Raw genomic sequence first — 23,596 nt, 5'->3', positions numbered from 1 at the left:
TCCCAGGTGAACACCCCACAACCCCGGAGCGACAGCCGGCTGGCCGAGCTGGACATCGAGATCCTTCTGCGGTTCGGCCTGCCGAACCCGGGACCGCACCGCTCCACGCTGTTCGGCGACGGCGCGGTGGCCGCCGCGATCACCGTCGACCGGCTCGGCGTCGTGCCGCGCGCCCTGACCTTCCTGGGCGAAGTCGTCCGGGCCGGCGGCACCCGCTTCGCGGCCGCACTGCCCGAGCCGCTGCCCGGCCCGGCCGCCGCCGCGGCCCGTGGCTGGCTGGAGGCAGCCTCAACGGTCGTACAGGGTCCGCAGGGCGACCAGTTGGTCGCCCGCTGGCTCGATGCGGTCGCCGCCCTCCTGGCACTGCGGGTCACCCACCGCGAGGCAACCCCATGAGCAGGCGGTGGCGTCGGATCCTGCTGGGGGCAACCGCGGTGCTCCTGGTGGTCGCCGGCGGCGCGGTGGCGATCCACCGGAAGACCACCGGCAAGCTCGATCACGGCACGGTGTTCTCACAGACCTCGGGCGACCTGGTGGTCAAGTCCGGTGAGCTCTTCTCGATCGAGGTGTTCGGCTACCGGGGAGCGGGCGACAACTGGACCATGGCCGTCCCCGATCCCGATCCGGCCGTCGCCCGCGCCGCCGGCGACGAATACGTCGGCAACGCCGGCCTCAAGGACCTGCTCGGCTTCGGCGGGACCGGAAACCTCGGCACGGGCGGCCACTACTACTTCACCTTCCGCGCCCAGGGCCCCGGCCGCACCACCATCACCGTGCACGTCCCCTACCGTGACGAACTCGGTGGGTCCTTCCCCGGCGGGCCTAACGAGACCAAGCGCCAGTTCACCGTCGACGTCCGCTGAGCCGTCGGTCGGGGCGGGCACCACTCTCGACGCCCGCCCCGTACCAACCCGCTGCCGGCGCTCAACGCAGGATCACGTGCGCCTGCTCGGCCGCGGTCCCCAGCGACCCGTCTCTGGAGCTGCTGCGTCTGGGGGCCGCGAGCGGGCACATCGAGGCCGAGGTGGTGGTGACTCTGATCGTGCCCGGCGGGCTCGTCACCGGCACCCTCGTCCCGGTTGCGGCCTGGGAGGAGAAGTTCGTCCGGGGGTTGGACGACCACGACCTGCGCCGAGCTGGCGGGGTCGCCCGCGACCGGATCGAGGAGAACCGGGACAAGGGCCGGCGGCTGGAGCCGACGCCCGCTTCCTTCACCTGTGGGACGTCACCTACCGCGACGGTCGGGCCAGCCACCTCCTGCCCTTCTGGCGCGGCCCGGTTGCCGCGGTCAGCGGCTGGACCCTCGGCGAGCCCGAGAAGAGCTGAACGCTCCGGCTGTCCGCAGCTCCACACTGTCCGGTACGTGCATGCCCACGGTGTCCCGCCACCTCGCCGCAGGGGCGGCAGCCCTTCGGGCGGGCGCGAGAACGGGGGCCTGCCGTGGGCCTCCTTGGCCTCCAGGTCAGCCTGACCAAAGCCCGGGAGAAGCTCACTACCCTCGACCGAAGCCTGGAACGGACCCGCGGCAAAGGTCGTGGCGTCACCGACCTCGGCATGCCTGTCACCCGGCCGCGCCCATGAATCCCCGCGCAGACGGGTCAGCCGTCGCTTTCCGAGGCTGTCCAGCCACGGTCTTGGACCACGGGGAAGGCTTGCTGAGTGGCGGCAATCCATGCATCGATCGCGTCGTGGGAAGACCTGATGGCCCCGATCAGCTCCTCGATGGCCTCCAGTTTCGACCCGCCGACGTTCAGGGCGAGTTCGTCCATTGACACCTCCGTGTACGACACGACCAGCTGCCACCAGAACCGCATGACGTAGCGGCACTCCTGTGGCTCACGGTCGTCCGCAAGCCGGTTGTCGCGGGTCAGCTCCTCGACCGCCCGGACCTTGTTCTTCGGCTCGACGTTCGCCATCACCCCGGGCTGCCGAAGCAGGCCGCCGGTCACCTTCGCGGAGACCTCCTCCGACGCGGCCAGAGTGTGGATCGCGCGGACCTTCTCCTCCGGCGAGACCGGGCGCTCGACCTGCCGGCGGACCCTGCGCTTGGCCTCGTCCGGCGTCCACCTGCCCCGGGGCCTGGGCGGGGCGAGGATCACCTCGAACCGCTCCGCCTCGTCCGTGACGCTCGCCAGAACCTCGTGGACCGTGAAGGAGACCCCGCTCTGCCGGCGCTCCTTCGGCCACCTTGAAGCGGCCCACCTCGCCCGTTTGACCAGTGAGTAGGTCAGCCCGAGATCGTCGGCCATCCTGGCCAGCGACGCCTTCCGGTGGGGGACCGGCCGTGACCTGCCTCGTGCCGGTGAGGACCAGGTGCGCGTGCAGGGCGGCGACAAGGCCGCCGGACGCCTCCCGTGCGAACTTGACCGCAGTGGTGCCGGCCGCCATCTCGAGACGCGGTGAGCAGTGTCGTCGTTGCCGATCGGACGGTCCGTCAAAGTTGTTCCACCAAGTCGGGGTTGCACAATAAGGGAGTCTGCGCTCAGATGGATCCTGATGAAGGGTGCACAGAGCGACGAGGGACGGCGGCCGGTCGTCCGCCTGCTCGGAAGGGTCGAGCTGGCGTCGGCGGAGTGCGGGGCGGTGTCGGCCGGGTCGGCGAAACAGGCGTGTGCACTGTCCGTGCTCGCCCTGCACGCGAACCAGCCGGTCAGCACGGACCTTCTGGTGGATCGGATCTGGGGAGACCGACCCCCGCCTGCGGCGCGTTCAAGTCTGTACAGCTATGTCACCCGCCTGCGAAAACTGCTGCATCGCTCGGGCACCGCCGTTCCGCTCGCGGTGCTCGTCGGCCGTGCCGGCGGCTACGTTCTCGAGGTCGAAGCGGATCTTGTCGATGTGCATCGGGTGCGCCGAATCGCCGTGAGCGCGGCGGGTGAGGTCGGACGCTCGGAGCACCTCCGGGCCAGGGACCTCTACCGGGAGGCTGCCGCGGCGTGGCAGGGCGAGCCGTTGGCCGGTGTCGGCGGTGACTGGGCGAACCGGGTACGGGCCACACTCGCGCAGGAGCGGCTGGGACTGCTGGGAGGGCTCTACGAGACGGAACTGGCTCTGGGCCACCACGTGGAGGCTGCCGCTGAGCTCGCCAAGCTGTTGGCGGAGAATCCGCTGGCCGAGAAGCAGGCAGCCCAGTTGATGCTGGCGTTGTACCGAAGTGGTCGGGCCTCCGAGGCGCTCTCCTGTTTCGACCGTGTGCGCCGGGACATTCGTGCGGAGCTGGGCGTGGAGCCGGGGCCCGACCTGCGCTTGCTGCACGAGCGGATCCTGGGGAGCGACCCTGGCCTGTCGCGGGCTCCGCGCGAGCCCGCGACGGTGTCCCACCCGCCCGTAGAGGTCCCTGGTGCCAAGGTGTCGTCCGAGGCGACCTCCGGGCCGGGCCGCGACCGCTCCACGCCGAACACCGAGGTTCCCGTGACGCCGGGACCTGTGCGGCCGCTCGCGCAACTGCCGCGAGGTGCTGGGGATTTCACAGGCCGCGCAGCCCAGCTGAAGGCGGTCCGCGACATTCTGACCTCCGGCGGCGACGGTGTCTGCATCGTGTCGGGCGGTGCCGGCGTCGGCAAGACGGCGCTGGCCGTGCAGGTCGCGCACGGGGTCCTGGATCGCTTTCCGGACGGCCAGCTGTATGTCGACCTCCACGGTGGCCAGGAGCGGCCGCTTCCTCCGGCCGAGGTGCTCGCCCGCTTGCTGCGCGACCTCGGGTTCGACACCAAGGGTGTGGCTCCCGGGCTCGCCGAGCGTGCGGCGTGCTACCGCTCCGCGCTCGCCGGCCGGCGCATCATGCTGGTTCTCGACAACGCGGCCGACGCCGCGCAGGTCCGCCCGCTCCTGCCGGGTGACCCGGGGTGCGGCGTGCTGATCACCTCCCGCCGTCGACTGAACGACCTCGAGAGCGGCCGGGCCCTGTACTTGGACTACATGAGCGGCGAGGAGTCGGCCGGCCTCTTCGGGCGCATCGTCGGGGAGCGAAGGACCGCAGCCGAACCGGAGGCGACCACGGACGTGCTGCGGGTGTGCGCAGGGCTGCCGCTGGCCATCCGCATTGCCGCGGCCCGGCTCGCCGCGCGTCCTTCCTGGAAGGTCCGGGACCTCGCCCGCCGTCTGGCCGACGAGCACGGCCGCCTCGACCAGCTGGCCCTGGGCGACCTCGAGGTGCGGGCCGGTCTGGCGGTCTCCAAGCGCAGCCTCCCGAGGGTGGCAGGCGCGGGAGACCCGGCGAACGCGTTCGGCGTGCTCGGAATCTGGCCCGGTCCCACTCTCGCGCTCCCGGCCGCCGCCGCCCTCCTCGGTTGTGCCGAGGGCACCGCGGAGCGGGCGCTGGAGACCTTGGTGGACAGCTTCCTCCTGGAGTCGCCGGGCTGCGGCCGCTACCGGTTCCACGACCTGCTCCGGACCTACGCCGCCGAGGAGGCTTCGGCGCTCGCCCCGTCCTGTGCCGACGAAGCCCAACACCGGCTCCTGGAGTGGTACGTGGCGACCACCGGAAGGGCGAACGCCCTCCTCAGCCCGCACCGTGCCCGGTCCGCGCCCCGGAGCGGCACGGATCCCGCCGGGATGGACTTCGCCGACTACGACGGGGCGCTCGAGTGGCTGGAGAGCGAGCGGGAGAACCTGTCCGTGGCGGTCCAGCTCGCCCACGCCGTGGGATCCCACCGGTGCGCGACCCAACTCGCCCATCTGCTCTGGATGTTCTTCTACATCCGCGGCTACCACGACGAGTGGATCGACACCCACCGCACCGCTCTTGCCTGCGCCCGCCAGCTCGCGGACCCGAAGGCGGAGGGCGACACCCAGCACAATCTCGGCACCGCCTACTGGCAGGCCGGCCGCTACCCGGAGGCAATTGACGCGCTCCGGCACGCGGAACGCCTGCGCAGGTACGACAGCGATCCCACGGCGTTGGCCGCTACGCTGAGCAACCTCGCCGTGGTGAGCTTCCTGACCGGCCGCTACGACGACGCCCTGGAGACCGGCCGGAGTGCTCTGGAGATCAAACGACAACAGGGCGACCGGCACGGCGAGGCGGCCGCCCTGACCGTTCTCGGCGGGATCCTGCTCCGTCTCGGACGCCATCGCGAGTGCCTGGACACCTGCCACCGCGCCCGGTCACTCTTCGAGGAGACTGGGGACCGCCACGGCGAAGCCAGTTCCTCGATCAACCTGTGCCTCGTCAACACTGCCCTCGGCGCTCACCAGGACGCGCTCGACCACGGCCTGCTGGGCCTCGCGGCCGTCCGCGCGCTCGGGCACCGCGCACTCGAGGCCGACGCCCTCTGCGCACTGGGACTGCTCCACACCGCGCGTGCCGACCACACGGCGGCCATCGACTCCCACGACCAGGCGGCGCAGGTGGCCACGGGCCTGACCGACCCCGGGCAGCTGAGCCGGCTCGGCAACGGCCGGGCAGACGGCTACCGCGCCGCCGGACGCCCCGCGCAGGCACTGACCCACTACCGGGACGGGCTGCGCCATGCCGAACGCGCCCAGGATCCGTACGAACAGGCCCGGGCCCGCTCGGGCATCGCCCGGGCCCTCACCGCCCTCGGACGGACCGAGGACGGCGAGGGCCACGCCCGGCAGACCCGGGCGATGTTCGACGGCCTGGCTCCGTAGCGCCGCGGGAGCGCCCTGTTCCCCTGCGGCGGGTCCGGTCAGCTGGACCGGCCAGGAGCCCGGCCCGTCAGCACACGGCGGTGCGGACGTACACCCCTTCGTAGCTGAGCCCCTTGTGCTGCCCGGACGCCAGGGCGTAGCAGGTGCCCACGCTGTTCTGGTAGACGACCTGCACCCGCATGGTCCTACCGCAGTTGTTGGTCAGGTCGACCGTTCCCCCGCCGGGGTACGTGCGCACGATCCTCTCGACGCAGGCCGGCGCGGTGCCGCCGGCGGCCGACGCCGTGCCGGCGAGGACGAGCGGAGCGCCTCCGCCGATCATCGCCGCCACGGCGATGGCGGCCGGCCAGGCCTTGGACATCTTCGGCATGGTACGGGTCCCTTCCGTAATTCGTACGAGGATGGCGGGCAGGCCCACAGCCCGGCCCTTCGACTGCCCGGCTTGCCCGCACCGGATGACAGAACTCTCCAGGGCGTGCCTTGCAAAGAGCTTGCACGGTTCTTGGCTGGTTGGCGGCCGCTTCTCGGGCACATGCGCCGTGCGCAATGTCGTACAGTGCCCTCATGTGTGCAGCAGTTCTCGCGCCTCCCGCCCTCTGAGGCGGGTCGCCATCGACACCAGCGCGTAGGTAGGCCACGGGCCGCGACGCGCCCGGTGGTTGTGCCCGCAGACGCGAGTCCACGACCACCTGCTCCGTCTGGAGACCCCTTCCGTGTCGAAAACTGCTGTTGCCATGACCCCTGCCCCCGTGACGGCGCCCCGATCCGTGCGCCGCGGCCTCGCCTACCTGGCATTCGCCGCCACCACCTGGGGCACCACCGGCGCCGCCGTGGAGATCATCTACCGGTCCAGCGACTTCGGGCCGACGGCCCTCTCGTTCTGGCGCTTCCTGACCGGCGCGGCACTGCTGCTCGCAGCAAGCGTCGTCCGCCCGGCCCGCAAGTTGTCCAGGACGCCGCGGCCGATCGGCCGACGTGTGCTGCTGTTCGCGGGCACCGGCGTAGGCCTGGCGGTCTTCCAGACCGCCTACTTCGCCTCCGTGCAGGACACGGGGCTGGCCGTGGGCACCATCGTCACCCTGGGGGCGACCCCGGTGTTCACCGCTGGCGGCGGCCGCGTGTTCCTGGGCGAGCGCGTCGGACACGGCGCCCTGCTGGCGATCTGTGGCGCGCTGACCGGCCTGGCGATCCTGGTGCTGGGCAACCAGCAAGGTGTCGTCCACCCCGGCGGGGTGGCGATGGCGCTGTTGTCCGCCGCAGGGTACGCCGCCTCCAACCTCCTGGGCCGGTGGACCGGACGGCACAGCGCCGGGGAGGACCCGTACACCCTCACGATGGGTTCCTTCGCCGTCGGCGCGGCCGTCGTGTTGCCGCTCGCCTGGGGCGAGGGTCTTGTGCCGCACACCGCCGACCCGGGCCGTGTAGTGCTGCTGATGCTCTACGTCACCACCGTGACCACGGCACTCGCCTACCCGCTGTACTTCGCCGGAGCGGGTGCCGTCAGGGCAGCGACCGCGTCGGTGGTCATGCTCATCGAGCCGGTCGGCGCGGCACTGCTCGCCGTACTGTTCCTGGGCGAGCGGCTCACCGCGGCCACGGTCATCGGCACGGCGTTGATGCTCGCCGCCATCGCCGGCCTCGCTGTCGCGGAGTCCCGGCCGAACGCGACAGACTGACGAAGCGACGTGGCTGGTCGGCGTGCTCGTTCCCTCGGGCCGGCCAGCCACGTCGGGTCGGCTGACCAGCCGGTCGCAAGGCTGCGCCGTTCGACACCAACATGCTCAACCACTGGCAGCAGCCGGAGAACATCGACTGGAAGACGCTGCTCGCCGGGGAGGGGCTGGACGGCAAGCACGCCCGCCTGGTCGTGCCGCTGGTGGTGATCGACGAGCTCGACCGGCAGAAGTACGGGAACGGTCTCCTCGCCGCCAAGGCCGCCACCGCGATCCGCCGTCTCGAGCGCAAGCTCGACGGCGCCGCCCCCGCAGAAGCGGTGAAGCTGCGCGAAGGCGTCACCCTGGAGGTCCGCCTCGATTCCCCCGGACACCGCCGCGCCGAGCCGGATCGGGAGATCCTCCGCTGCGCCGCCGAACTGGACGGGATCGTCCCCCGCTGGCCGGACGGAAGCGGCAGGCCGCACCACACCGACCTGTACCCTGCCCCGGAGCGGACTCTGCCGCGAGTGTCAGCGAGGTCCTGCTGCGGCACGGGGCAGCGCGCAGCCCGGGCGGTGCAGGTCCAGGCGCGAGCCCGCGGTGAGGCAGGCGGCGATGCGATGGACCTGCTGGCCGTAGCTGCGGCCCTGCACCGCGGTCACGGATCCGTCCCGGCCGACCTCGCAGGGGTTGTTCTCTGTGCACTGCTCGCCGTCGCGGTTGTGGGTGTTGTTGATGCCCACGACGGTCTCCCCGTCGGAGGCCAGCAGTGCGCTGCCGGAGTGACCGGGCATGCTGACGCAGTTGTCGCTGGTGGCGTAGCGCACCGCGTGGTCCTGTTGGTGGCCGCCCTCGCGCAGGTGCGGCACCACGGCCTCCACCGTGCACGCCGGACGGTTGAAGCTGTAGGCCATGGACAGCCGGTCGCCCTTGCGCATCGGGGTGGTGGACAGGCGGAAGACCTTCGCGCCCTCCGCGGCCAGCTGCGCGTAGGTCTTGTCCAGCCGGTACAGCGCGATGTCGGTGCCCGACATCGTCGCGTAGACCAGGCGGGTCGCGCGGGCGGTGGTGCGGGTGTAGCCGGCGGAGTCGTTGACGGTGACCGGGTTCCTCAGATCGGCGGGCCGGTCCACCAGTGCCGTTCCGGGCGCGGGCCGGCCGCTGGGCACGCAGTGGCCGTTGGTCAGCACCAGCGCCGGGTCGTTGGGGCGCGCGGTGGGGGGACGCACCACGGACCCCAGGCAGTTGCCGACCTTGGCCGCGCCCTCCACGTTCGGGATCGGGTCGATCGGCGGCACGTCGGTTCCGCTCACGATGCCGTTGATCCAGGCGGAGTTCTTCGCGGCATCGGTGTACAGGCCGGGGAAGCTGGCGTCCTTGTTGCCGGCGCCGACGACCGTTCCCGCCAGTACCCACTCGTCGCCGGCGCGCACCAGGGCGGGCCCGCCGGAGTCCGTCGTCCCCGGCCCGACCGCAGGGTCGAGGCGCCCGATGCACAGGGGCGCAGTGGCGTCGGACTTGTCCCAGCACACCCCGAGCGGCGCGACCTCGGTGTCGGCCTCGCGCAGTCGGCTGGAGAAGCACGTGGGGTCGGCGAAGTCGTCGCAGTCGGCCGAGGACGGGCCCCAGCCGAGGATGCGGGCGGGTGTCCCTGCGGGGGGCGTGGTTTCGGACAGCCGTACGGGCTGGGCCCGCACCGGGGTGCGCAGGTGCAGCAGGGCGATGTCCTCGCCCGGGGGGTCGTACTTGGCTGTACGCCGGTAGAACCTGTCGACCTCGGCGACCTCGCCGCCGTCGGTGACGTCCAGTGATCCGACGCGGACCTTCCAACCGCGGGGGACGCCCGTCTTCTGGCCCGTTGGGGTGTTGGCGCAGTGCCCTGCGGTCAGTGCCCACTGCGGGGCGACGAGCACGGCCCCGCACCGGTGTCCGTCCGGGCGGGGAGCGTCGTACTGGAGCGAGGCCATGAACGAGTAGGGCCGGGTGGACTCGGTCCCCCCGACGATGGCCTGCGCCGGCAGGGCGGTGGCCAGGCTCGTGATCGCCACGGCCCCCGTCGTCAGGACGGCGGCCGTCCTTCGGCTCGTCCACGTGCGCATGTGTGACTCCCGTTCGTCCGCCGCCGGGCACGAGGCCGGGCGGGCATGTACGGAGGAACGGCGCCGGGCCGTTCCGCATGGCCACGATCCTGAACGCGGGCGGTATCGGGAGGACTTCACCCGTGCTTCAGGCGCACTGCGGCCACCGCGCGAACGTGTTTCGGCGAGGGTCGGCCGGAAGCCTGACAGGGAGCCAGTGGAAGGGGACGCCCCGGTCGGGGGCGGCCCTTTCTGCGCCGTGCGCGGGCGGGGGTGCCGGTGGGGGACGCCGCGGTTGCCGGCGCGAGCGATGGCCGACACGGCCGGCGGCGTGATAGTCCACGGGGTCCGCGAGGACGGCGCGGGCCACGCTGCCGAGGTGGCGGCCATCACCGACCCGAATTCGCCGGTGCGGGGCATGCGCGGCAAGGCGGGCAGGCCCCGGCCCTTCGTGCCGGCGCCGCCACTGCCGCGCCCCGGGCGGTGAGGTACCAGGCCTTCGCCCGGTCGGTCTGCGGCAGCGGGATCGTGGCGCTGCGCCGGTCGGCGGAGACCGGTACGCCGCAGCCGGGGACCTTGCCGAGGTCCCCGTAGGCTTCCGCACTCCCGGTGGCCACGGACGGCGTGCGGTGGTCGGGCAGGCCCGAGGGCGGGACGACGGCCTCGCGGTCGAGGCGACCACCGGCTGGAAGTCGCCGCTCGCGGCCGTGCAGCGGCTCACGTCCTGGACGGACCCGAGCAGCACCGGCCCGCTGCGGAGGCAACGCACCGGACGCCAGGCCTCCGAGAGAGGGCAGTACGTCGGGGACGTCCCCCAGCGACTGGCCAACCCGACGAACAAGAGTTCCGGCCTGCCCACACTGACGGTGAGTGCCGAGATCCACCAGGTCCTGCTCCAGCTCCAGGTACCTGACTGGAGCAGTGGATGAACCGCTGGCAGCAGCTCGAGGCGGCCCGGGTGGTCGGTGAGGCGCTCCGCGAGGTCGGCGACCACGGCGACCAGGACGCCGATCGGCTGCCGGGCCGCTACGCCCCGCGGGCGCGGGGAGGGCGTCCGACGCTGTCGACGCAGGTTGACCCTTTGCTCGCGGGCCTCGGCTGGACAAGGCGGGCGACGATCCGTCCGGTCCGGTTTGGGGCAGATGACGGTGCGCCGCTGCCGGCCGTCTCGCGGGTCGGTTGCCTGATTGCCCCGCAGGATCCTGCAAGGGCGTTCTGCAGCAACTGGTTTCCGAACCGGCCACCTCAGCCTGATCGAGCCGTTCCCCGCGATCCGGGCTCGGGCGTAAATCCACGCCGTCGAGATCCACCGCCACCGCACCGCCCACGACCAGGCAGCCTCCACAGAGCACAGCGACCGGGCCGTGTGAGCACTGGCTTGGGTGGGCGCCGGCTGCGGAGCACCGATCCACCGCTATGGCGAGGCCGGTGTCGACGCGTGCGTGCTGTGCAGGGCCCGGGCGCGGGTGGTGCCTGGGGCTCGCCGCGCTCGGCGGTCGCGGAGGAACGTCGTCTCCGGCGACAGAACGCCTGGTCTCAGAACGGCGGTTCTTCCGACGGTTCGACGGGCCGGCCCGGGCGGGGTGCACGGCGGGGGAGGTCCGCGTCGATGAACGCCCACGGGTCCCGGCCGACGAGGCCTGCGGTGTCCTCGCCCCATTCCTCCAAGGCGTTGATCGCGCGCTCCCGGTACTGCCATTGGGCGCTCGCCGCGAGAACCTGACGCACCGAGGGCATCAGCGCGGTGCGATGGTGCCGCAGCCGGGCGTCGTCGACCAGGGGGATGCAGGCGGCGACGGCGGCCTCCCGGACCGACAGGTCGGGGTCCCGGGTGTGCGCTGCAACCGGGCCGAGGAGCAGCGGAAGCAGCCGGTTCGTCTGTACGAAGGGGAGGTGGTCCTCGGGTCTGAAACCGTGCCGCCGGAAGGCATCCGCTGCCGCGTCGTTCGCCTCGGATGCCACCGCGCCGAGCCAGCCGAGGAGTGCGGCCCGCATCGGTCCCGGCAGATCCTTGCGGGAACGGTCGATCGGACGCAGGGTGCGCGGGTCGGACAGGATCCCCACCACGTACAGGGCGGCCGGCACCGTCGCCTCGTAGAGCGTGTTCTGGTGGTGCACCACGTGGTGCAGGAAGTCGAGCGCGCCGGTGCGTCGGTGCTGGTCGGAGTCCAGCAACCGGTCCAGGTTGAGCGACACATCCGTTGCCGCGCGCATTCTGCGTCTGGCCGACGAGCCCGGCTACCGGCGGCAGATCAGAACGCTGGCCAATCTGCAGGAGGGCCGTCACGCGCTCGCCCGGAAGATCTTCCGCCCGGAGAACGTGCGGAAATGCTCTCCCCCTTCCCCGGAGGCGATCGCCGGGGCCACAAGCCTGCTCGCCCCGGCGACGGCCGACGCTCACCGTTGAGTGCTGGCCAGGCGCCAAAGCGAAGTGACCTCCGAGGAGCGGGCGGAGTGGAGGGGATCTGCTGTGTCCCGGGCTCGTGGATGCCGCGGCCGGATGTCAGTCCTGTCCACCACGTGCAGGCCCGCTGCCTTGATGTCGTCCAGAAGTTCGCTGCGCGTCCTGAGTCCTAGGCGCTCGGCCAAGTCCGAGAGGATCAGCCATCCTTCGCCTCCCGGTTCGAGATGCGCGGTGAGTCCGTGCAGGAAGTCGCGGAGCATGCTGCTTCCCGAGTCGTAGACCCCTTGTTCTACGGCGGACGTGGGGAGGGCTGGAATCCAGGGCGGGTTGCAGACGACAAGGTCCGCCCGGCCTTCGGGGAAAAGGCCGGGGCCCACGATGTCGATGTGCCGGGTGAAGTGCAGTCGGCGGATGTTCTCGTGTGCGCAGGCCAGGGCACGCGGGCTGATGTCGGTGGCCACGACATGGTCGATCCCCCGATGGGCCAGGACGGCGGCGAGCACTCCCGTCCCCGTCCCGAGGTCGAATGCGGTAAGGCGACCCGCGCGACGGGCCACCAGCGCGGGGAACGGTGCTTGTGCAACGAGGTCGACGTATTCGCCCCTGACCGGGGAGAACACGCCGTAGTGCGGGTGAATGCGGGCACCGAGGGCTGGTACCTCCACGCCCTTCGTACGCCACTGATGAGCTCCGATCACGCCCAGTAGTTCTGTGAGCGAGACGGCCATCGGCTCGGCCGGCGGACCGTACGCCTCGGCGCATGCGTGGCGCACATCGGGGGCCCTGCGCAGGTTCAGGACGTAGTCGCCATCCAACAGGACGAGAAGCTTGCCGAGCACACGGGCACGGTGGCCGCGGGCCCTGCGGTGCAGGTGGAAGGACTCTGCTGGGCTGCCGCCCTGCCGAGAAGGTTTCCGGTCGATGCGACGGCCCAGGGCTTGCAGGAGTTGACGTGCGTTGTGGAAGTCGCCCCGCCACAACAAGGCGCCTCCCTCACAGGCCAGGCGGTACGCAGTGTCGGCTTTCGTACGGTCGTCCGCGCCGATGACCCGGCTGGGAGGCGGTGTCGCGCTCTCGGAATGCCAGTGGGCGGAACGGGGGGTGTTCATCTCGGTCCAGTGGATCGTGGACACCACGTACTCCTCGTGGTCGAACGTGCAGGGGCACGAAGAGCACTTCGACGAGGAGCAGGGCAAACGACCCGTGCTGCAGCACGGGCGCGTGTGTCAGGGCAGGTGGGGCTACCGCTCCCGCGTCGAAGCGCGAGAGGAGGAGTCGCCGAGAACCATGCCGAGCGTCACGACCAGCCCTTTCAGAGAGATGAGGTAAGAGGCTCGCACAGCCCGCTGTCCGCAGGCAACCCAGCCAATGGGCTGAGTCGGGGAGGGCTGTCCCGGCCCACCGCGGTTCACTTCTCGTCGGCGGTGTCCTTGCGGTCCGAGCGGCGCTCGCCGTCGCTCCCGACGCGACCCGAGCGCCGAGTCGGTCAATGACGTTGGACCTGCTCGCCGTCACCGCCCGGGCCACCGAGAACCAGCTCGACCAGACCGTGCCTCTATGAGAGGGTCTGCCAGGCGCGGGGGCCGAGGTTCAGCTGCGGACGCAACGCACCGGACGCCAGGCCTCCGAGAGGGCAGCGCCTGCCCGCACCGTCTACGCCGAAGTCCCGCCCCGCACCGAGTACAGCCTCACCCCGCTGGGCGGCAGCCTGATCGAGCCGTTCCTCGCGGTCCGGGCTTGGGCGAAAACCCACGCCGTCGAGATCCACCGCCACCGCACCGCCCACGACCGGGCGGCCTCCACGGAGCACAGCAACCGGGCCAGGTGAGCACTGGCTGGGGCGAACGCCGGCTGCGGAGCGGGGAACCACCGCTACGGCGAGGCCGGTGTCGACGCGCGATCCGAGACCGAGTGCGCGGGTGTACTGCTCGGCGATGCGGGGCGCGTCCTTCGGGTCGAGGGTTCGTCCGGCGGTGAGGAACTGCTCCAGCAGCTCCTCACCCAGGTTCAGGGGCAGCGTCTCATCCGAGATCCCTCCAGTCGATCCCGGATGCCGTGGCGACGCCCGCGGACACGGCAGTCGGGCGGCAAGGACGCGCCGAACGGCCGATTGCCGCAAGCCCTCGGCGCCGCTCGCCACGGGCACGGGACACCGACCTCGTACGGCGCGAGCGGCAGCGTGCCCGGCGGGTGGACGGGAAGCGCCGGTCGCCTCTTCGACGGCGGGCCGGGGTCGCCAGCGGCGGCGGAGGCGACTCCAGCCTGCTGCGCGACTACCCGGATGGCAGGCACGTCGGCTGCCGCCGTCCCCCTGCTGCTGTTCTTCCCGACCCTGCGGCGCACCGTTCCGACCAACGCCGCCGCCGGTGTCCTGAGGCCTGACGCGACGGTCGGGGGCGGGTGCACGCCGGGCCACGCTCGACGGGCACCGGCGCTCCGCTGCCTGTCGCCCCCCGCCCGGAACGTCTCGTCGGCCGGGGGCGGGCCGGTGTCACGCTCGGGTGGAGTACGGGGCGCGGCGGGGGGTAGCAGAACGATCTCCGTCCGGTCCGGTGCCACCGGCAGGGTGGTGGTCGCGTGGACGGACAGGAAGGCGGGGGCGTCGATGATGGGTCAGTCGCACGCGATCAGCGGAGCCCTGGTGTACGCGGCGACGGCGTCGTTCCTCCCGGAGAAGGTGTTCGGCACGGTGCCCGGGCCGAGCGAGATCCTGGTGGGGACGCTCCTGTGCGCGGGCGCCGCGCTGCTCCCTGACGTCGACCACCAGGACGCGACCCCCGCCCACCTGTTGGGTCCGGTGTCCAGGGCGCTGTGCCGGCTGGTGGGCAGGCTGTGCGGAGGCCACCGCCATGCCACGCACTCGTTGCTGTTCGTCGCGCTCGCCGGCTCGGGCACTTGGGCGGGTGTGACCCGGCTCGGTGACGGCTTCACCCACGCGCTCACGTTCGTCCTGCTCTTCCTCGCGGGGCGGGCCCTGCACCTGCATCCGCCCGGCCACGGGCCGACCGCGTGGTTGACCTCCGTCGGCCTGGCCGGGATCGGCACGGCGTCGGTGGCGGCCTGGGTCCCCGGCATCGCCGCCTGGCTGCCCTACACGGTGGGCCTGGGAGCTCTCACCCACGTGCTCGGCGACTTCCTCACCCGTCGCGGCGTGCCCCTGTTCTGGCCGTGGCGGCGTCGGTTCGAACTGGTGCTGGTCCGGCGGACCGGGGGAAAACTGGAAACCCGGGTGTTCGTGCCCGTAATGACCGTCGCGACCGTCGCGGCCCTGTGGTGCACGGTGTTCTCCCCGCTGCTGGCCGTGAGTTGAGGCCGGGACGGGGCGAACCGGGCGCGGAGGAGGTGATCGGCGGGCGCGCGGGCGGCCGCCTGCCCGAGATCGGTCGGGAGGAAGCGGACGGACGGCGGCGCCCTGGTGACCGACCCGCTCGTCCGGCTGCTCATCAAGGGCCCGCCGCAGAAGACTTGCTGTCTCCACACGGCATGCGACGACGGGATCCGCCTGGACACTGCACCGCCCGCGTGGCCTGCGAGCAGCTCCCCGCCCAGCCTTGCCCGGCCTTGACGCGGATCTCCTCGCGGCGCGAAGCCGTTCGAGACGGGTCCGCTGTTCACCCAGCGGGTCCACCGCTACGGCCGGCTCAGCGTCCGCACGAACCGCCTGCGGGACACACCGAACGTGCTGTCGTCCTTCCAGGTCGCGCAGTTGATCACCATCGGCGCCGCCTGCGCCGAGGCCACACGAGGACGGCATCGAGGCACCACGATCAGCAACCGGTCCCGGCTCCCGCGCGCAGGGAGCAACCCGGAACCGTCAGCGACGGGTTCGGTCAGTTGTGCTTCGGTCTCCTGGTCCTCGGGTTCTTCCGTCCGATTGCGGTGCAGCCTGCGGCCAGGATCAGGGCGTTCGCGATGATGTACGTCCACCCGCCCGCCAGCAGGGTCCTGTGGAAACTGCCGAGACCTATGAAGGCGCCCATTCCGCGGTCCAGCACGAAGTAGGTGACGGCGTAGACGGACAGTCCCGCCCAGAGCATGGAGAGCCAGTTCGCGACGGTGGCCACGGTCCTCAGGCTCCCGCGGCTGCGTCCCCTGCGAAGCTGCCCGACCCCGGCGAGGGCGGATGCCGCAGCGGTCCCGAGGACGAGGGTCTGTTGCGAAAGTGGATCCAGGTCGTAGATGATCACGGTCTGTGGGACGTGGTGACCTGGCGAACGGCCAGTGGGAGCGTCTGGAGCCGTTGCTGCCGGTGGGCAAGAAGCCGGGCCGCCCGCGGACGTGGACTCGTCGGCAGTTGATCGATGGCATCCGGTGGCGGACTCGGACCGGGGCGCCGTGGCGTGACCTGCCTGAGCGGTACGGGCCGTGGGACCGGGCCTACGACCTGTTCCGGCGGTGGCAACGCGACGGCACCTGGAAGCGCATCTTCGAGCAGTTGCAGGCCGATGCCGACGCAAAAGGCCTGATCACGTGGGACGTGAGCGTGGACTCGACTATCGCGCGCGCCCACCAGCATGCCGCTGGAGCGCGTAAAAAGGGGATCTACAGAAGGAGCCTCCCGGCGGCGTCGACACTGAGCCCGATGATCACGGACTCGGACGCTCGCGCGGCGGGCTGACCACCAAGCTGCACCTGGCGGTTGAGCAGGGACAGAAGCCGCTGTCCCTGCTCGTCACCGCCGGCCAGCGGCACGACAGTCCCCAGTTCCAGCCAGTCTTGAACGCCATCCGAGTGCCCAGGACCGGCCCCGGTCGGCCCCGCACGAAGCCGGACAGGGTCCGCGCGGACAGGGCGTACGGCTCCCGCGCGGCCCGCTCCTACCTGCGCCGACGCGGCGTGAAGTGCACCATCCCGGAGAAGGCGGACCAGATCCGCAACCGGCGGAAGCTCGGCTCCCGAGGCGCCCGCCCGCCCCAGTTCGACAAGGGCGACTGCGAGCAGCGGCACGCGGTCGAGTGCGGGATCAACCGGCTCAAGCGTCACCGCGCGGTCGCCACGAGGTACGACAAGCTCGCCGTCCGCCATCACGCGACGGTGCTGGTCGCCGCCATAAACGAATGGCTGTGAGGCGCCCTGGGTGCGACCATGCGGTAGTGAACGCAGATCTCCCCGACGGATGGACGATCGAGCGGGTCCGATCCGTCTCCGGCGACGCCGAAGCGGATCTGCTCTCGCTTGAACGGCTCGTCGTTGTTGAACAGCCCGGCTCCGCAGACTACGACGTCCTCCAGCCTGACGTCATCGTGTCGTTCCATGAACTGTGCCTCGCCCGAGCTGACGACGAGTGGTTCATGGGACAGCTCGCCGCCGACGGCTCAATCATCTGCTGGGCGTCCTACGGCCCTGACCTGGCCGAAGCCATTCGTGGTCTGTGAGCCACGCGGGCGACCTTGATCCACTTTCGCAACAGATCCTAGCCGAGTTCGTGAGGGTCCAGGCGTTCGTGCAGCCTTCGGCCCATCGCTCGTGCAGGTGGGCCTTGAAGTCGTCGAGTTTGGTCCTGCGGTTCTGCCACTGCCCCTGGAACAGATCTTCCGGCCGCGCGGCGGACGGGCTGAAGCTCGGCGAACAAGTCGGTCTCCCGCCGTGAGACCCCCGTGCGCCAGCGGTTGGGGCAGGCGTAGCGGCCGAGGAAGAACACCGCCTGTAGAGCGGCGGCGCCGTCCCGGCACTTGGCAGGTTCCCGCGTCGGGATGGTCGGGCAGGGCTGGATTCCGGTGCTTCGAAGAGCTGGTCGGTGGCCTTGTGGACGGTGCCCGATCGCGCGGCCCACCACGTCTTCGACGGCAGGCGGTCGCCGCGCCCGGTCGGCGCGGGGATGCCGCGGATGCGGCTTCGGTGCCGCTGCCGTGCTCGCCCTCGCCGGGAGGGCGCCCTCGAACCGGCCGGCCCGGGCGCCCGGCGCGCGGACGGGGTCGACCTTACGTCCGCGCCGCGATCGCGGAGGTCGGCCACGCGGCCGGGGACCGTGCGGACCGGGGTCGGGTGGGGGCCGATGGTTCGGTGGACGTGGAGCCGGGACTGCCTGGTAGTGTGCCCCCACCGAGTTTGAACATGTTCAACAATGGGGGAAGTCATCGACACCGTGCGCGTATACCCGCCGATTCCGCGGGCGGGGCGGGTCCTGGCGGTGGCGGCGGCGCTGTGTGCCGCGCCGGCCGTGATCTGGGGGGTCCAATCCTTCGAAACGGTGGTCGGAATGCCGATGATCCTCGGTTCACTCTCCGCCGCCGTACCGCTTCTCGCACGGGACAGCACCGATTTCCGGCCTGCCTGGTGTTCGGCTGCGGACTGCTGGCCTTCTCGGTCCTCGTCCTCCCGTACAGGATGTTCACGCTGGCACCCGCGGGCATCGTCCTCCTCACCGCGGCGAGCTGCACACGCCCCGAACCCGGGCGCCTGCCGCTCCTGATCGGCACCCTGGTGTCCGCCACCACCCTCGGCTTCGCCGGCTGGGACATCGGCACCACCTGGACCGCCCCCTGGTCCCAGTAACCGGACGCGTTCGCCGCCACCGTCCGGACGGACAGCCCCCTCCGGGGGACCGGCCCCCACCCGGAACTCCTCCACGACGGCCCGGGCCTCGGCCACGGCGCCACCCGGGTCTCCAGGCGGGAGCCCGACACCGTACGACTTCTCGTCGTCCTCGACCCCCGCACCCCCGACGCCGAACTCGCCGTCCTGCGCCGCCTGATCACCGACCTGCCGGGCGTCACCGACGTCCGACGCTGCGACCCACCCGCCGGGACCTGCCGCTGACGACCGACCCCGACGACAGCCACCCCAGCCCCGCCCACTCCCGGCACACGCGCGAACCCGACCGCCCCGACCCACCGGTCCACTCCTCACCGCCCCCCAGGCAGCGGGCCACCAAAGGGACGCGGTCGCAGCACGGGCAGGGCCTGCCGGTGGTCCGCTGCGCGCCTGACAGCACCGGATGCCGCCGCGACCACCCGGCCCTCCGGCCCGTCCTGCGTCCGCCCCGCCGTACTCATGCTGATTCCCCGACCCCGCCCCCTGTTGTGGCCGCCCCGCATGGGTGTTCCGCTCCCGGGTACACGCTCCACATGCTGACGCTCGGCATCGAAGAGGAGTACCTCCTGCTCGACCCCGCCACCGGGCTCCCGGTGGCCCGCGCCGCCCAGGTGCGCGAGGCCGCCCGCCTCCAGCCGGCCCTGGATCGCGGCGAGGTCCAGCGAGAACTGCTCCAGGCACAACTGGAGGTCGCCACCCCCGTCTGCCACGACCTGGAGGAAGCCGGCGGGCACCTGCTGCGGATGCGCCTGGCTCTCGGCGAGGCCGCCCGGCAGGAAGGCTGCCGCCTGGCCGCGTGCGGTGCGGCGCCGTTCACCGATCGTCTGCCGGTCCCCGTCACGGACACCGCCCGCTACCGCGCGATGCGGAGCGACACCCGGCTGCTCACCGACCAGCAATTGATCGCGGGCATGCACGTCCACCTCGGCATCCACGACCGCGACGCGCGCGTCACCGTGATGAACGGGCTGCGCCCCTGGCTGCCGCTGCTGGTGGCGCTCGCTGCGAATTCCCCGCTGTGGCAGAACACCGACACCGGCTTCGCGAGCTGGCGCACCCTCGTTTTCGGTCGCTGGCCCGTCAGCGGGCCGCCGCCGCACTTCCACGGCGCCGACGCCTACGACCGGCGTACCCGGGCCCTGGTCGAGGGCGGGCTGATTCGCGACATTCAACAGGTCTACTGGCACATTCGCCTGTCCGAGCACTTTCCCACCGTCGAGATCCGCGCCATGGACGTCCAGCTGCGGCCCGACGAAGCGGTGATGCTCGCCGGAGTCGTCCGCGCACTCGCCACCCGGGTGCTCACCGACGCGGAAGCCGGACCGCCGCACCCGGCCGTCGAGCAGGAGATGCTAGCGGCCGCCGTGTGGCACAGCGCCCGGCACGGCTGCGCGAGCACGGCCTTCGACCCGCTGTCCGGCGGGCTGTCCACGGTCGGTGACGCGGTGGCCGCCCTGCTGGACCACCTCGCCCCGGTGATCGGGGACAGCGCGGACGAGCGGCACATCGTCCCTGTGCTGGAACGCATGCAGCGGGACGGCAACGGCGCCGCCCGCCAGCTGCGCCGGCTCCGCGCCGAGGGCCGCGACGGACTCGTGAAGATGATCACCGACCAGACCACCGGTGCGTGACGGTCCCGGTCTCAGTGATCGCCGAGTTCGTCGCGATGCTGTCCCGGCACGAGACGCTCCACCCGCAGCGGGCCGAACCGGCGGACCCGCCGACGTCGTGACCGTCCGAGCACCGTACGGTGCACCGGGGCCGTGGGCGGAGCGTTCAGCGGCCGGAGCCGATGCCCCGCTGCCCGGGCCCGCGCTGCTCCGGCAGGATCCGGTCGCGTCACCGGGTGCGCCGGTGTCGGCGTGGGCAGGGAGAGCGGGCGGCCGACGGAGGTCCCGTCTGCGCGGGGTTGAAAGCGGGGCTCCGGGTTAGACGGCATCTCGTGCTGAGACTTCTGTGGATCGCCGGATCGGTGTGCGGGTCGGCCGTCGTCGTGGCGGCGGCGTTCGTGGTGTCACCCTGGTGGTGGTGGGCGGCCGTTCCCGTGCTGGCGTTGACGGTCCTCGCGGTGGCTGATGTGCTGCAGACCCGCCATTCGGTGCTGCGCAACTACCCGGTGCTGGGCCACCTGCGGTTCGCACTGGAGGGCATCCGGCCCGAGGTCCAGCAGTACTTCGTCGAGCGCAACGTGGACGGGCGCCCCTTCGACCGCGACACCCGCAGCATCGTCTACGAGCGGGCCAAGGGCACTGATGCGGAGGAGCCGTTCGGCACCGAACTCGACCTCTACGAGAGCGGCCGCGAATTCCTCGTACCGTCCATGGCTCCGGTCGCCGTGCCCACGCGGGCCCCGCTGGTCCGGGTGGGCGGGCCGCACTGCACCCGGCCGTACGACATGGCGCTGCTCAACGTCTCGGCGATGAGTTTCGGCTCCCTGTCGGCCAACGCGGTCCTCGCTCTGAACAAGGGCGCCGCGCTGGGCGGATTCGCCCACGACACGGGCGAGGGCGGGCTGTCCGAGTACCACCTGCGGCCCGGGGGAGATCTGGTGTGGGAGATCGGCACCGGCTACTTCGGCTGCCGCACCGAGGACGGGGGCTTCGACTCCGCCCTGTTCACCGAGAAGGCGGCGCACCCGCAGGTGAAGTGCGTGTCGCTGAAGCTCAGCCAGGGCGCCAAACCGGGGATCGGCGGCGTTCTGCCGGGGCCGAAGGTCAACGCGGAGATCGCGAGGGTCCGCGGTGTCCCGCAGGGCAAGACCGTTGTTTCCCCGCCCTACCATCGGGTGTTCTCCACCCCGCGTGAACTGGTGCGGTTCATCGGCCGGATGCGTGCGCTCGCGGACGGCAAGCCGACCGGCTTCAAGCTGTGCGTCGGCTCCCGCAGCCAGTTCCTCGCGGTCTGCAAGGCCATGCTGGCAGAAGGGGTGACGCCGGACTTCATCGTCGTCGACGGCGCGGAGGGCGGGACCGGAGCGGCCCCGCTGGAGTTCGCCGACCACGTCGGGATGCCGCTGACCGAGGGCCTGATGACGGTCCACAACGCTCTGGTGGGCACCGGTCTGCGGGACCGGATCAAGATCGGTGCCAGCGGCAAGGTCGCCACCGGGAGCGATCTGGTGAAGCGGCTGGTCCAAGGGGCCGACTACACCAACGCCGCCCGGGCCATGATGTTCGCCGTCGGCTGCATCCAGGCCCAGCGCTGCCACACCAACACCTGCCCGGTCGGCGTGGCCACCCAGGACCCGCGCCGGGCCCGCGCCCTGAACGTGGGCGACAAGGCCCAGCGCGTGTGCCGCTACCAGGAGGCCACCGTCAGGAGCGCTCTGCAGATCATGGCCGCCATGGGAGTCGACAGCCCGTCCCAGTTGCATCCGCACATGCTCCGGCGTCGTCTCGATCCGCAGACCATCCGCTCCTACGCGGACCTCCACCCCTGGCTGGACCCGGGGCAGCTGCTGCAGGACGTGCCCGCATCGTGGGCGCGTGACTGGAACAGCGCCGACCCCGACCGATTCACTGTCTGACACTTCGAAGGGATTTCCCGTGGCACGTACCGTCGCCCGCGTGATCGTCGATGCCCTGCAGGAGCTGGGCGTGCGCCACGTCTTCGGCGTCGTCGGCGACGCCTTGAACCCGCTGACCGATGCCATCCGCACCACCGACGGTCTCGACTGGGTAGGCTGCCGTCACGAGGAGGCCGCCGCGTTCGCGGCCGGTGCCCAGTCCCAGCTGTCCGGAACCCTCGGTGTGTGCATGGGCACCGTCGGCCCTGGATCGGTGCACCTGCTCAACGGCCTCTACGACGCGGCCAAGAGCCGCACCCCGGTACTCGCCATCGCCGGACAGGTCCCCTCCGCCGAGATGGGCAGCGACTACTTCCAGGAAGTCGACAACGACATGCTGTTCCGGGACGTCGCGGTCTTCCGGGCCACGGTCACCTCGGTGGACCAGCTGCCGAGGATGCTGGAGAGCGCCGTGCGCTCCGCGGTCAGCGAACGCGGGGTGGCGGTCCTCACCGTCCCCGGGGACCTCGGTGACCGGGAACTGGCCGACGACCGGCCCGCCCGCTTCCCTCGTGCCCGTCCCGTCACCCGGCCCGACGACGCCGGAATCCGGGAGGCCGCCGACCTTGTCAACGCCGCCGACCGGGTCACCCTGCTGGTCGGCCAAGGCGCCCGCGACGCCCGTGCACAGGTGCTGGAACTCGCCGAGCGCCTGTCCGCACCGATGGTCCTCACCCTCAAGGCCAAGGAGGGCTTCGAGGACGACAACCCCTACCAGGTCGGACAGACCGGCCTCATCGGCAACCCCGCCGCCGTCGAGGCACTGGACGCCTGCGACACCCTGATCATGCTCGGCACGGACTTCCCCTACCGCGACTGGTACCCCACCGACTGCAAGGTCCTCCAGATCGACCTCCTGGAACGCCACCTCGGCCGCCGGACGCCCGTCGACGTGGGCCTGGCCGGTGACACCGCAGCCACCCTGCGCGCACTTCTCCCGCATCTCGTGCCGGCGGGGGACCGTTCGCACCTCGAGTCCGCCCGGGACCGCTTCGAACGGTGGACCGCCGACCAGCAGCGCCTGGCCGACCCCGACCACGACCACCGCCTGCTCGGCCGCCTGCGCAGCGTCCTGGACAATCGCGACCACGACGTGCGCCCCGAGGCGCTGGCCGCAGCGGTGAACGCCTGCGCGAGCGACGACGCGGTCTTCACCTCCGACACCGGCATGGCCACCGTCTGGCTGTCCCGCTTCGTGACCATGCACGGGCGCCGGCAGCTGCTGGGCTCCTACAACCTCGGCTCCATGGCCAACGCCATGCCCCAGGCCATCGGCGCCCAACTCTGGGCTCCCGACCGACAGGTCGTCGCGTTCTGTGGCGACGGCGGCCTCAGCATGCTGCTCGGCGACCTGATGACCATCAAGACCTACCGGCTGCCGGTGAAGCTCGTGGTCTTCGACAACCGCCGCCTCGGCATGGTCAAACTCGAACAGGAACAGGCCGGACTCCCGGAGTTCGGCACCGAGCTCGACAACCCGGACTTCGCCGCAGTCGCCACCGCTCTCGGTCTGACCGGCATCCGTATCACCCGACCCTCCGAACTGCGCGACGGTGTCCAGCGGGCCTTCGACACGCCGGGGCCGGTACTCCTCGACGTCCTGACCAACCCCCAGGAACTGGCTGTCCCCGGCAAGCCGACCGTCCAACAGGGATGGGGCTTCGCGATCGCGAGGATCAAGGAGACACTCGCCAGCAGCGACTGATCCACCGCGCGGACAGCCCTGCTGTCCGCAGCACCGACGCCC

At 71.6% G+C, this 23,596-nt stretch carries 20 protein-coding genes and 1 pseudogene; 15 read left to right on the top strand and 6 right to left on the bottom strand.

All coding sequences use genetic code 11. The features are described from left to right. The first annotated feature begins 6 nt into the window (after positions 1-6). Both IF01_RS0117625 and IF01_RS0117620 read left to right on the top strand, forming a co-directional pair. Positions 7-396, top strand: coding sequence for a hypothetical protein (locus IF01_RS0117625; protein WP_244215541.1), 390 nt, complete (start codon positions 7-9; stop codon positions 394-396). Next, positions 393-863: a protease inhibitor I42 family protein gene (locus IF01_RS0117620; protein ID WP_030394381.1), complete on the top strand. Its 471-nt coding sequence runs from the start codon at positions 393-395 to the stop codon at positions 861-863. Before IF01_RS0117625 ends, IF01_RS0117620 begins: the two co-directional genes overlap by 4 nt. Before the next feature lie 735 nt (positions 864-1,598). Here IF01_RS0117620 and IF01_RS41905 read toward each other — a convergent pair. After that, positions 1,599-2,249 (bottom strand): DUF6192 family protein, encoded by a 651-nt coding sequence (locus IF01_RS41905; RefSeq protein WP_051755564.1) that lies wholly within the window; start codon positions 2,247-2,249, stop codon positions 1,599-1,601. A gap of 247 nt (positions 2,250-2,496) precedes the next feature. On the opposite strand from IF01_RS41905, the gene IF01_RS0117600 reads away from it, so the two are divergent. Then, positions 2,497-5,613: an AfsR/SARP family transcriptional regulator gene (locus tag IF01_RS0117600; RefSeq protein WP_078880049.1), complete on the top strand. Its 3,117-nt coding sequence runs from the start codon at positions 2,497-2,499 to the stop codon at positions 5,611-5,613. A 67-nt stretch (positions 5,614-5,680) separates the two neighbouring features. On the opposite strand, the gene IF01_RS0117595 is transcribed toward IF01_RS0117600, so the two are convergent. Continuing rightward, entirely contained in the window at positions 5,681-5,974 is a 294-nt protein-coding gene (locus tag IF01_RS0117595; RefSeq protein ID WP_157855263.1) for an alpha-amylase inhibitor, read from the bottom strand. Between the two features lie 373 nt (positions 5,975-6,347). Between IF01_RS0117595 and IF01_RS0117590 the strand changes: the two genes are divergently transcribed. Both IF01_RS0117590 and IF01_RS51555 read left to right on the top strand, forming a co-directional pair. Then, positions 6,348-7,289 (top strand): DMT family transporter, encoded by a 942-nt coding sequence (locus IF01_RS0117590; protein WP_030394376.1) that lies wholly within the window; start codon positions 6,348-6,350, stop codon positions 7,287-7,289. 101 nt (positions 7,290-7,390) lie between these two features. Further along, a pseudogene (locus IF01_RS51555) lies at positions 7,391-7,699 on the top strand (PIN domain-containing protein); the annotation flags it as partial. A gap of 99 nt (positions 7,700-7,798) precedes the next feature. Here the strand turns inward: IF01_RS51555 and IF01_RS0117585 are convergent. Beyond that, positions 7,799-9,316 carry a S1 family serine peptidase gene (locus tag IF01_RS0117585; protein ID WP_244215540.1) on the bottom strand — a complete coding sequence of 506 codons (1,518 nt, stop codon included), beginning with the start codon at positions 9,314-9,316 and terminating at the stop codon, positions 7,799-7,801. A 659-nt stretch (positions 9,317-9,975) separates the two neighbouring features. On the opposite strand from IF01_RS0117585, the gene IF01_RS0117575 reads away from it, so the two are divergent. Further along, positions 9,976-10,275: a hypothetical protein gene (locus tag IF01_RS0117575; protein ID WP_030394374.1), complete on the top strand. Its 300-nt coding sequence runs from the start codon at positions 9,976-9,978 to the stop codon at positions 10,273-10,275. Positions 10,276-10,882: 607 nt separating this feature from the next. Here IF01_RS0117575 and IF01_RS0117570 read toward each other — a convergent pair. Further along, positions 10,883-11,521: a hypothetical protein gene (locus IF01_RS0117570; protein ID WP_157855262.1), complete on the bottom strand. Its 639-nt coding sequence runs from the start codon at positions 11,519-11,521 to the stop codon at positions 10,883-10,885. 10 nt (positions 11,522-11,531) lie between these two features. Here IF01_RS0117570 and IF01_RS48320 point away from each other — a divergent pair, with 10 nt between their 5' ends. Then, positions 11,532-11,753, top strand: a complete 222-nt coding sequence (locus tag IF01_RS48320) for a Tn3 family transposase (protein ID WP_157855261.1) — start codon at positions 11,532-11,534, stop codon at positions 11,751-11,753. Here IF01_RS48320 and IF01_RS0117565 read toward each other — a convergent pair. Continuing rightward, positions 11,744-12,883 carry a methyltransferase gene (locus IF01_RS0117565; protein ID WP_030394372.1) on the bottom strand — a complete coding sequence of 380 codons (1,140 nt, stop codon included), beginning with the start codon at positions 12,881-12,883 and terminating at the stop codon, positions 11,744-11,746. The genes IF01_RS48320 and IF01_RS0117565 overlap by 10 nt on opposite strands. 434 nt (positions 12,884-13,317) lie before the next feature. Between IF01_RS0117565 and IF01_RS51030 the strand changes: the two genes are divergently transcribed. Further along, the gene (locus IF01_RS51030; RefSeq protein WP_078880072.1) at positions 13,318-13,578 is read left to right on the top strand and encodes a winged helix-turn-helix transcriptional regulator; all 261 of its coding nucleotides are present in this window, start codon (positions 13,318-13,320) and stop codon (positions 13,576-13,578) included. 777 nt (positions 13,579-14,355) lie between these two features. After that, positions 14,356-15,060 carry a metal-dependent hydrolase gene (locus IF01_RS0117555; protein ID WP_037780168.1) on the top strand — a complete coding sequence of 235 codons (705 nt, stop codon included), beginning with the start codon at positions 14,356-14,358 and terminating at the stop codon, positions 15,058-15,060. 520 nt (positions 15,061-15,580) lie between these two features. Here IF01_RS0117555 and IF01_RS0117545 read toward each other — a convergent pair. After that, positions 15,581-15,814, bottom strand: a complete 234-nt coding sequence (locus tag IF01_RS0117545) for a hypothetical protein (RefSeq protein WP_157855260.1) — start codon at positions 15,812-15,814, stop codon at positions 15,581-15,583. Between the two features lie 128 nt (positions 15,815-15,942). Between IF01_RS0117545 and IF01_RS45575 the strand changes: the two genes are divergently transcribed. The 6 genes from IF01_RS45575 to IF01_RS0117505 all read left to right on the top strand — a co-directional run bounded on the left by IF01_RS45575 (position 15,943) and on the right by IF01_RS0117505 (position 23,554). Next, positions 15,943-16,817, top strand: a protein-coding gene (locus IF01_RS45575; protein WP_375340984.1) for an IS5 family transposase whose coding sequence is annotated in 2 segments (ribosomal slippage) — positions 15,943-16,332 and positions 16,335-16,817 — 873 coding nt in all. Because the reading frame shifts where the segments join, the coding sequence is not laid out codon by codon here. 26 nt (positions 16,818-16,843) lie between these two features. After that, positions 16,844-17,125, top strand: a complete 282-nt coding sequence (locus IF01_RS0117530) for a hypothetical protein (protein WP_051742826.1) — start codon at positions 16,844-16,846, stop codon at positions 17,123-17,125. Between the two features lie 901 nt (positions 17,126-18,026). Beyond that, complete coding sequence (locus tag IF01_RS0117525; protein WP_030394366.1) at positions 18,027-18,245, top strand: hypothetical protein; 219 nt, start codon at positions 18,027-18,029, stop codon at positions 18,243-18,245. Positions 18,246-18,817: 572 nt separating this feature from the next. After that, positions 18,818-19,915, top strand: a complete 1,098-nt coding sequence (locus IF01_RS0117520) for a carboxylate-amine ligase (RefSeq protein ID WP_030394365.1) — start codon at positions 18,818-18,820, stop codon at positions 19,913-19,915. A 311-nt stretch (positions 19,916-20,226) separates the two neighbouring features. Next, on the top strand, positions 20,227-21,810 hold the full coding sequence (locus tag IF01_RS0117510; protein WP_051755559.1) for an FMN-binding glutamate synthase family protein: 1,584 nt from the start codon (positions 20,227-20,229) through the stop codon (positions 21,808-21,810). 19 nt (positions 21,811-21,829) lie between these two features. Next, a complete protein-coding gene (locus tag IF01_RS0117505; protein ID WP_030394363.1) occupies positions 21,830-23,554 on the top strand; it encodes a thiamine pyrophosphate-dependent enzyme in 1,725 nt (574 codons plus the stop codon). The last annotated feature ends 42 nt before the right edge of the window (positions 23,555-23,596 follow it).

This window comes from Kitasatospora purpeofusca (genome assembly GCF_000718025.1).
Taxonomy (GTDB): Bacteria; Actinomycetota; Actinomycetes; order Streptomycetales; family Streptomycetaceae; genus Kitasatospora; species Kitasatospora purpeofusca.
Note: the sequence above shows the minus strand (reverse complement) of the source record. Positions and strands in the feature narration are given on the sequence as shown.

Bases quoted from the DNA above. Each gene is read 5' to 3' on its own strand.
- IF01_RS0117620 (WP_030394381.1), top strand. From the start codon at position 393: ATGAGCAGGCGGTGGCGTCGGATCCTGCTGGGGGCAACCGCGGTGCTC.
- IF01_RS41905 (WP_051755564.1), bottom strand. From the start codon at position 2,249: ATGGCCGACGATCTCGGGCTGACCTACTCACTGGTCAAACGGGCGAGG.
- IF01_RS0117600 (WP_078880049.1), top strand. From the start codon at position 2,497: ATGAAGGGTGCACAGAGCGACGAGGGACGGCGGCCGGTCGTCCGCCTG.
- IF01_RS0117595 (WP_157855263.1), bottom strand. From the start codon at position 5,974: ATGTCCAAGGCCTGGCCGGCCGCCATCGCCGTGGCGGCGATGATCGGC.
- IF01_RS0117590 (WP_030394376.1), top strand. From the start codon at position 6,348: ATGACCCCTGCCCCCGTGACGGCGCCCCGATCCGTGCGCCGCGGCCTC.
- IF01_RS0117520 (WP_030394365.1), top strand. From the start codon at position 18,818: ATGCTGACGCTCGGCATCGAAGAGGAGTACCTCCTGCTCGACCCCGCC.
- IF01_RS0117555 (WP_037780168.1), top strand. From the start codon at position 14,356: ATGATGGGTCAGTCGCACGCGATCAGCGGAGCCCTGGTGTACGCGGCG.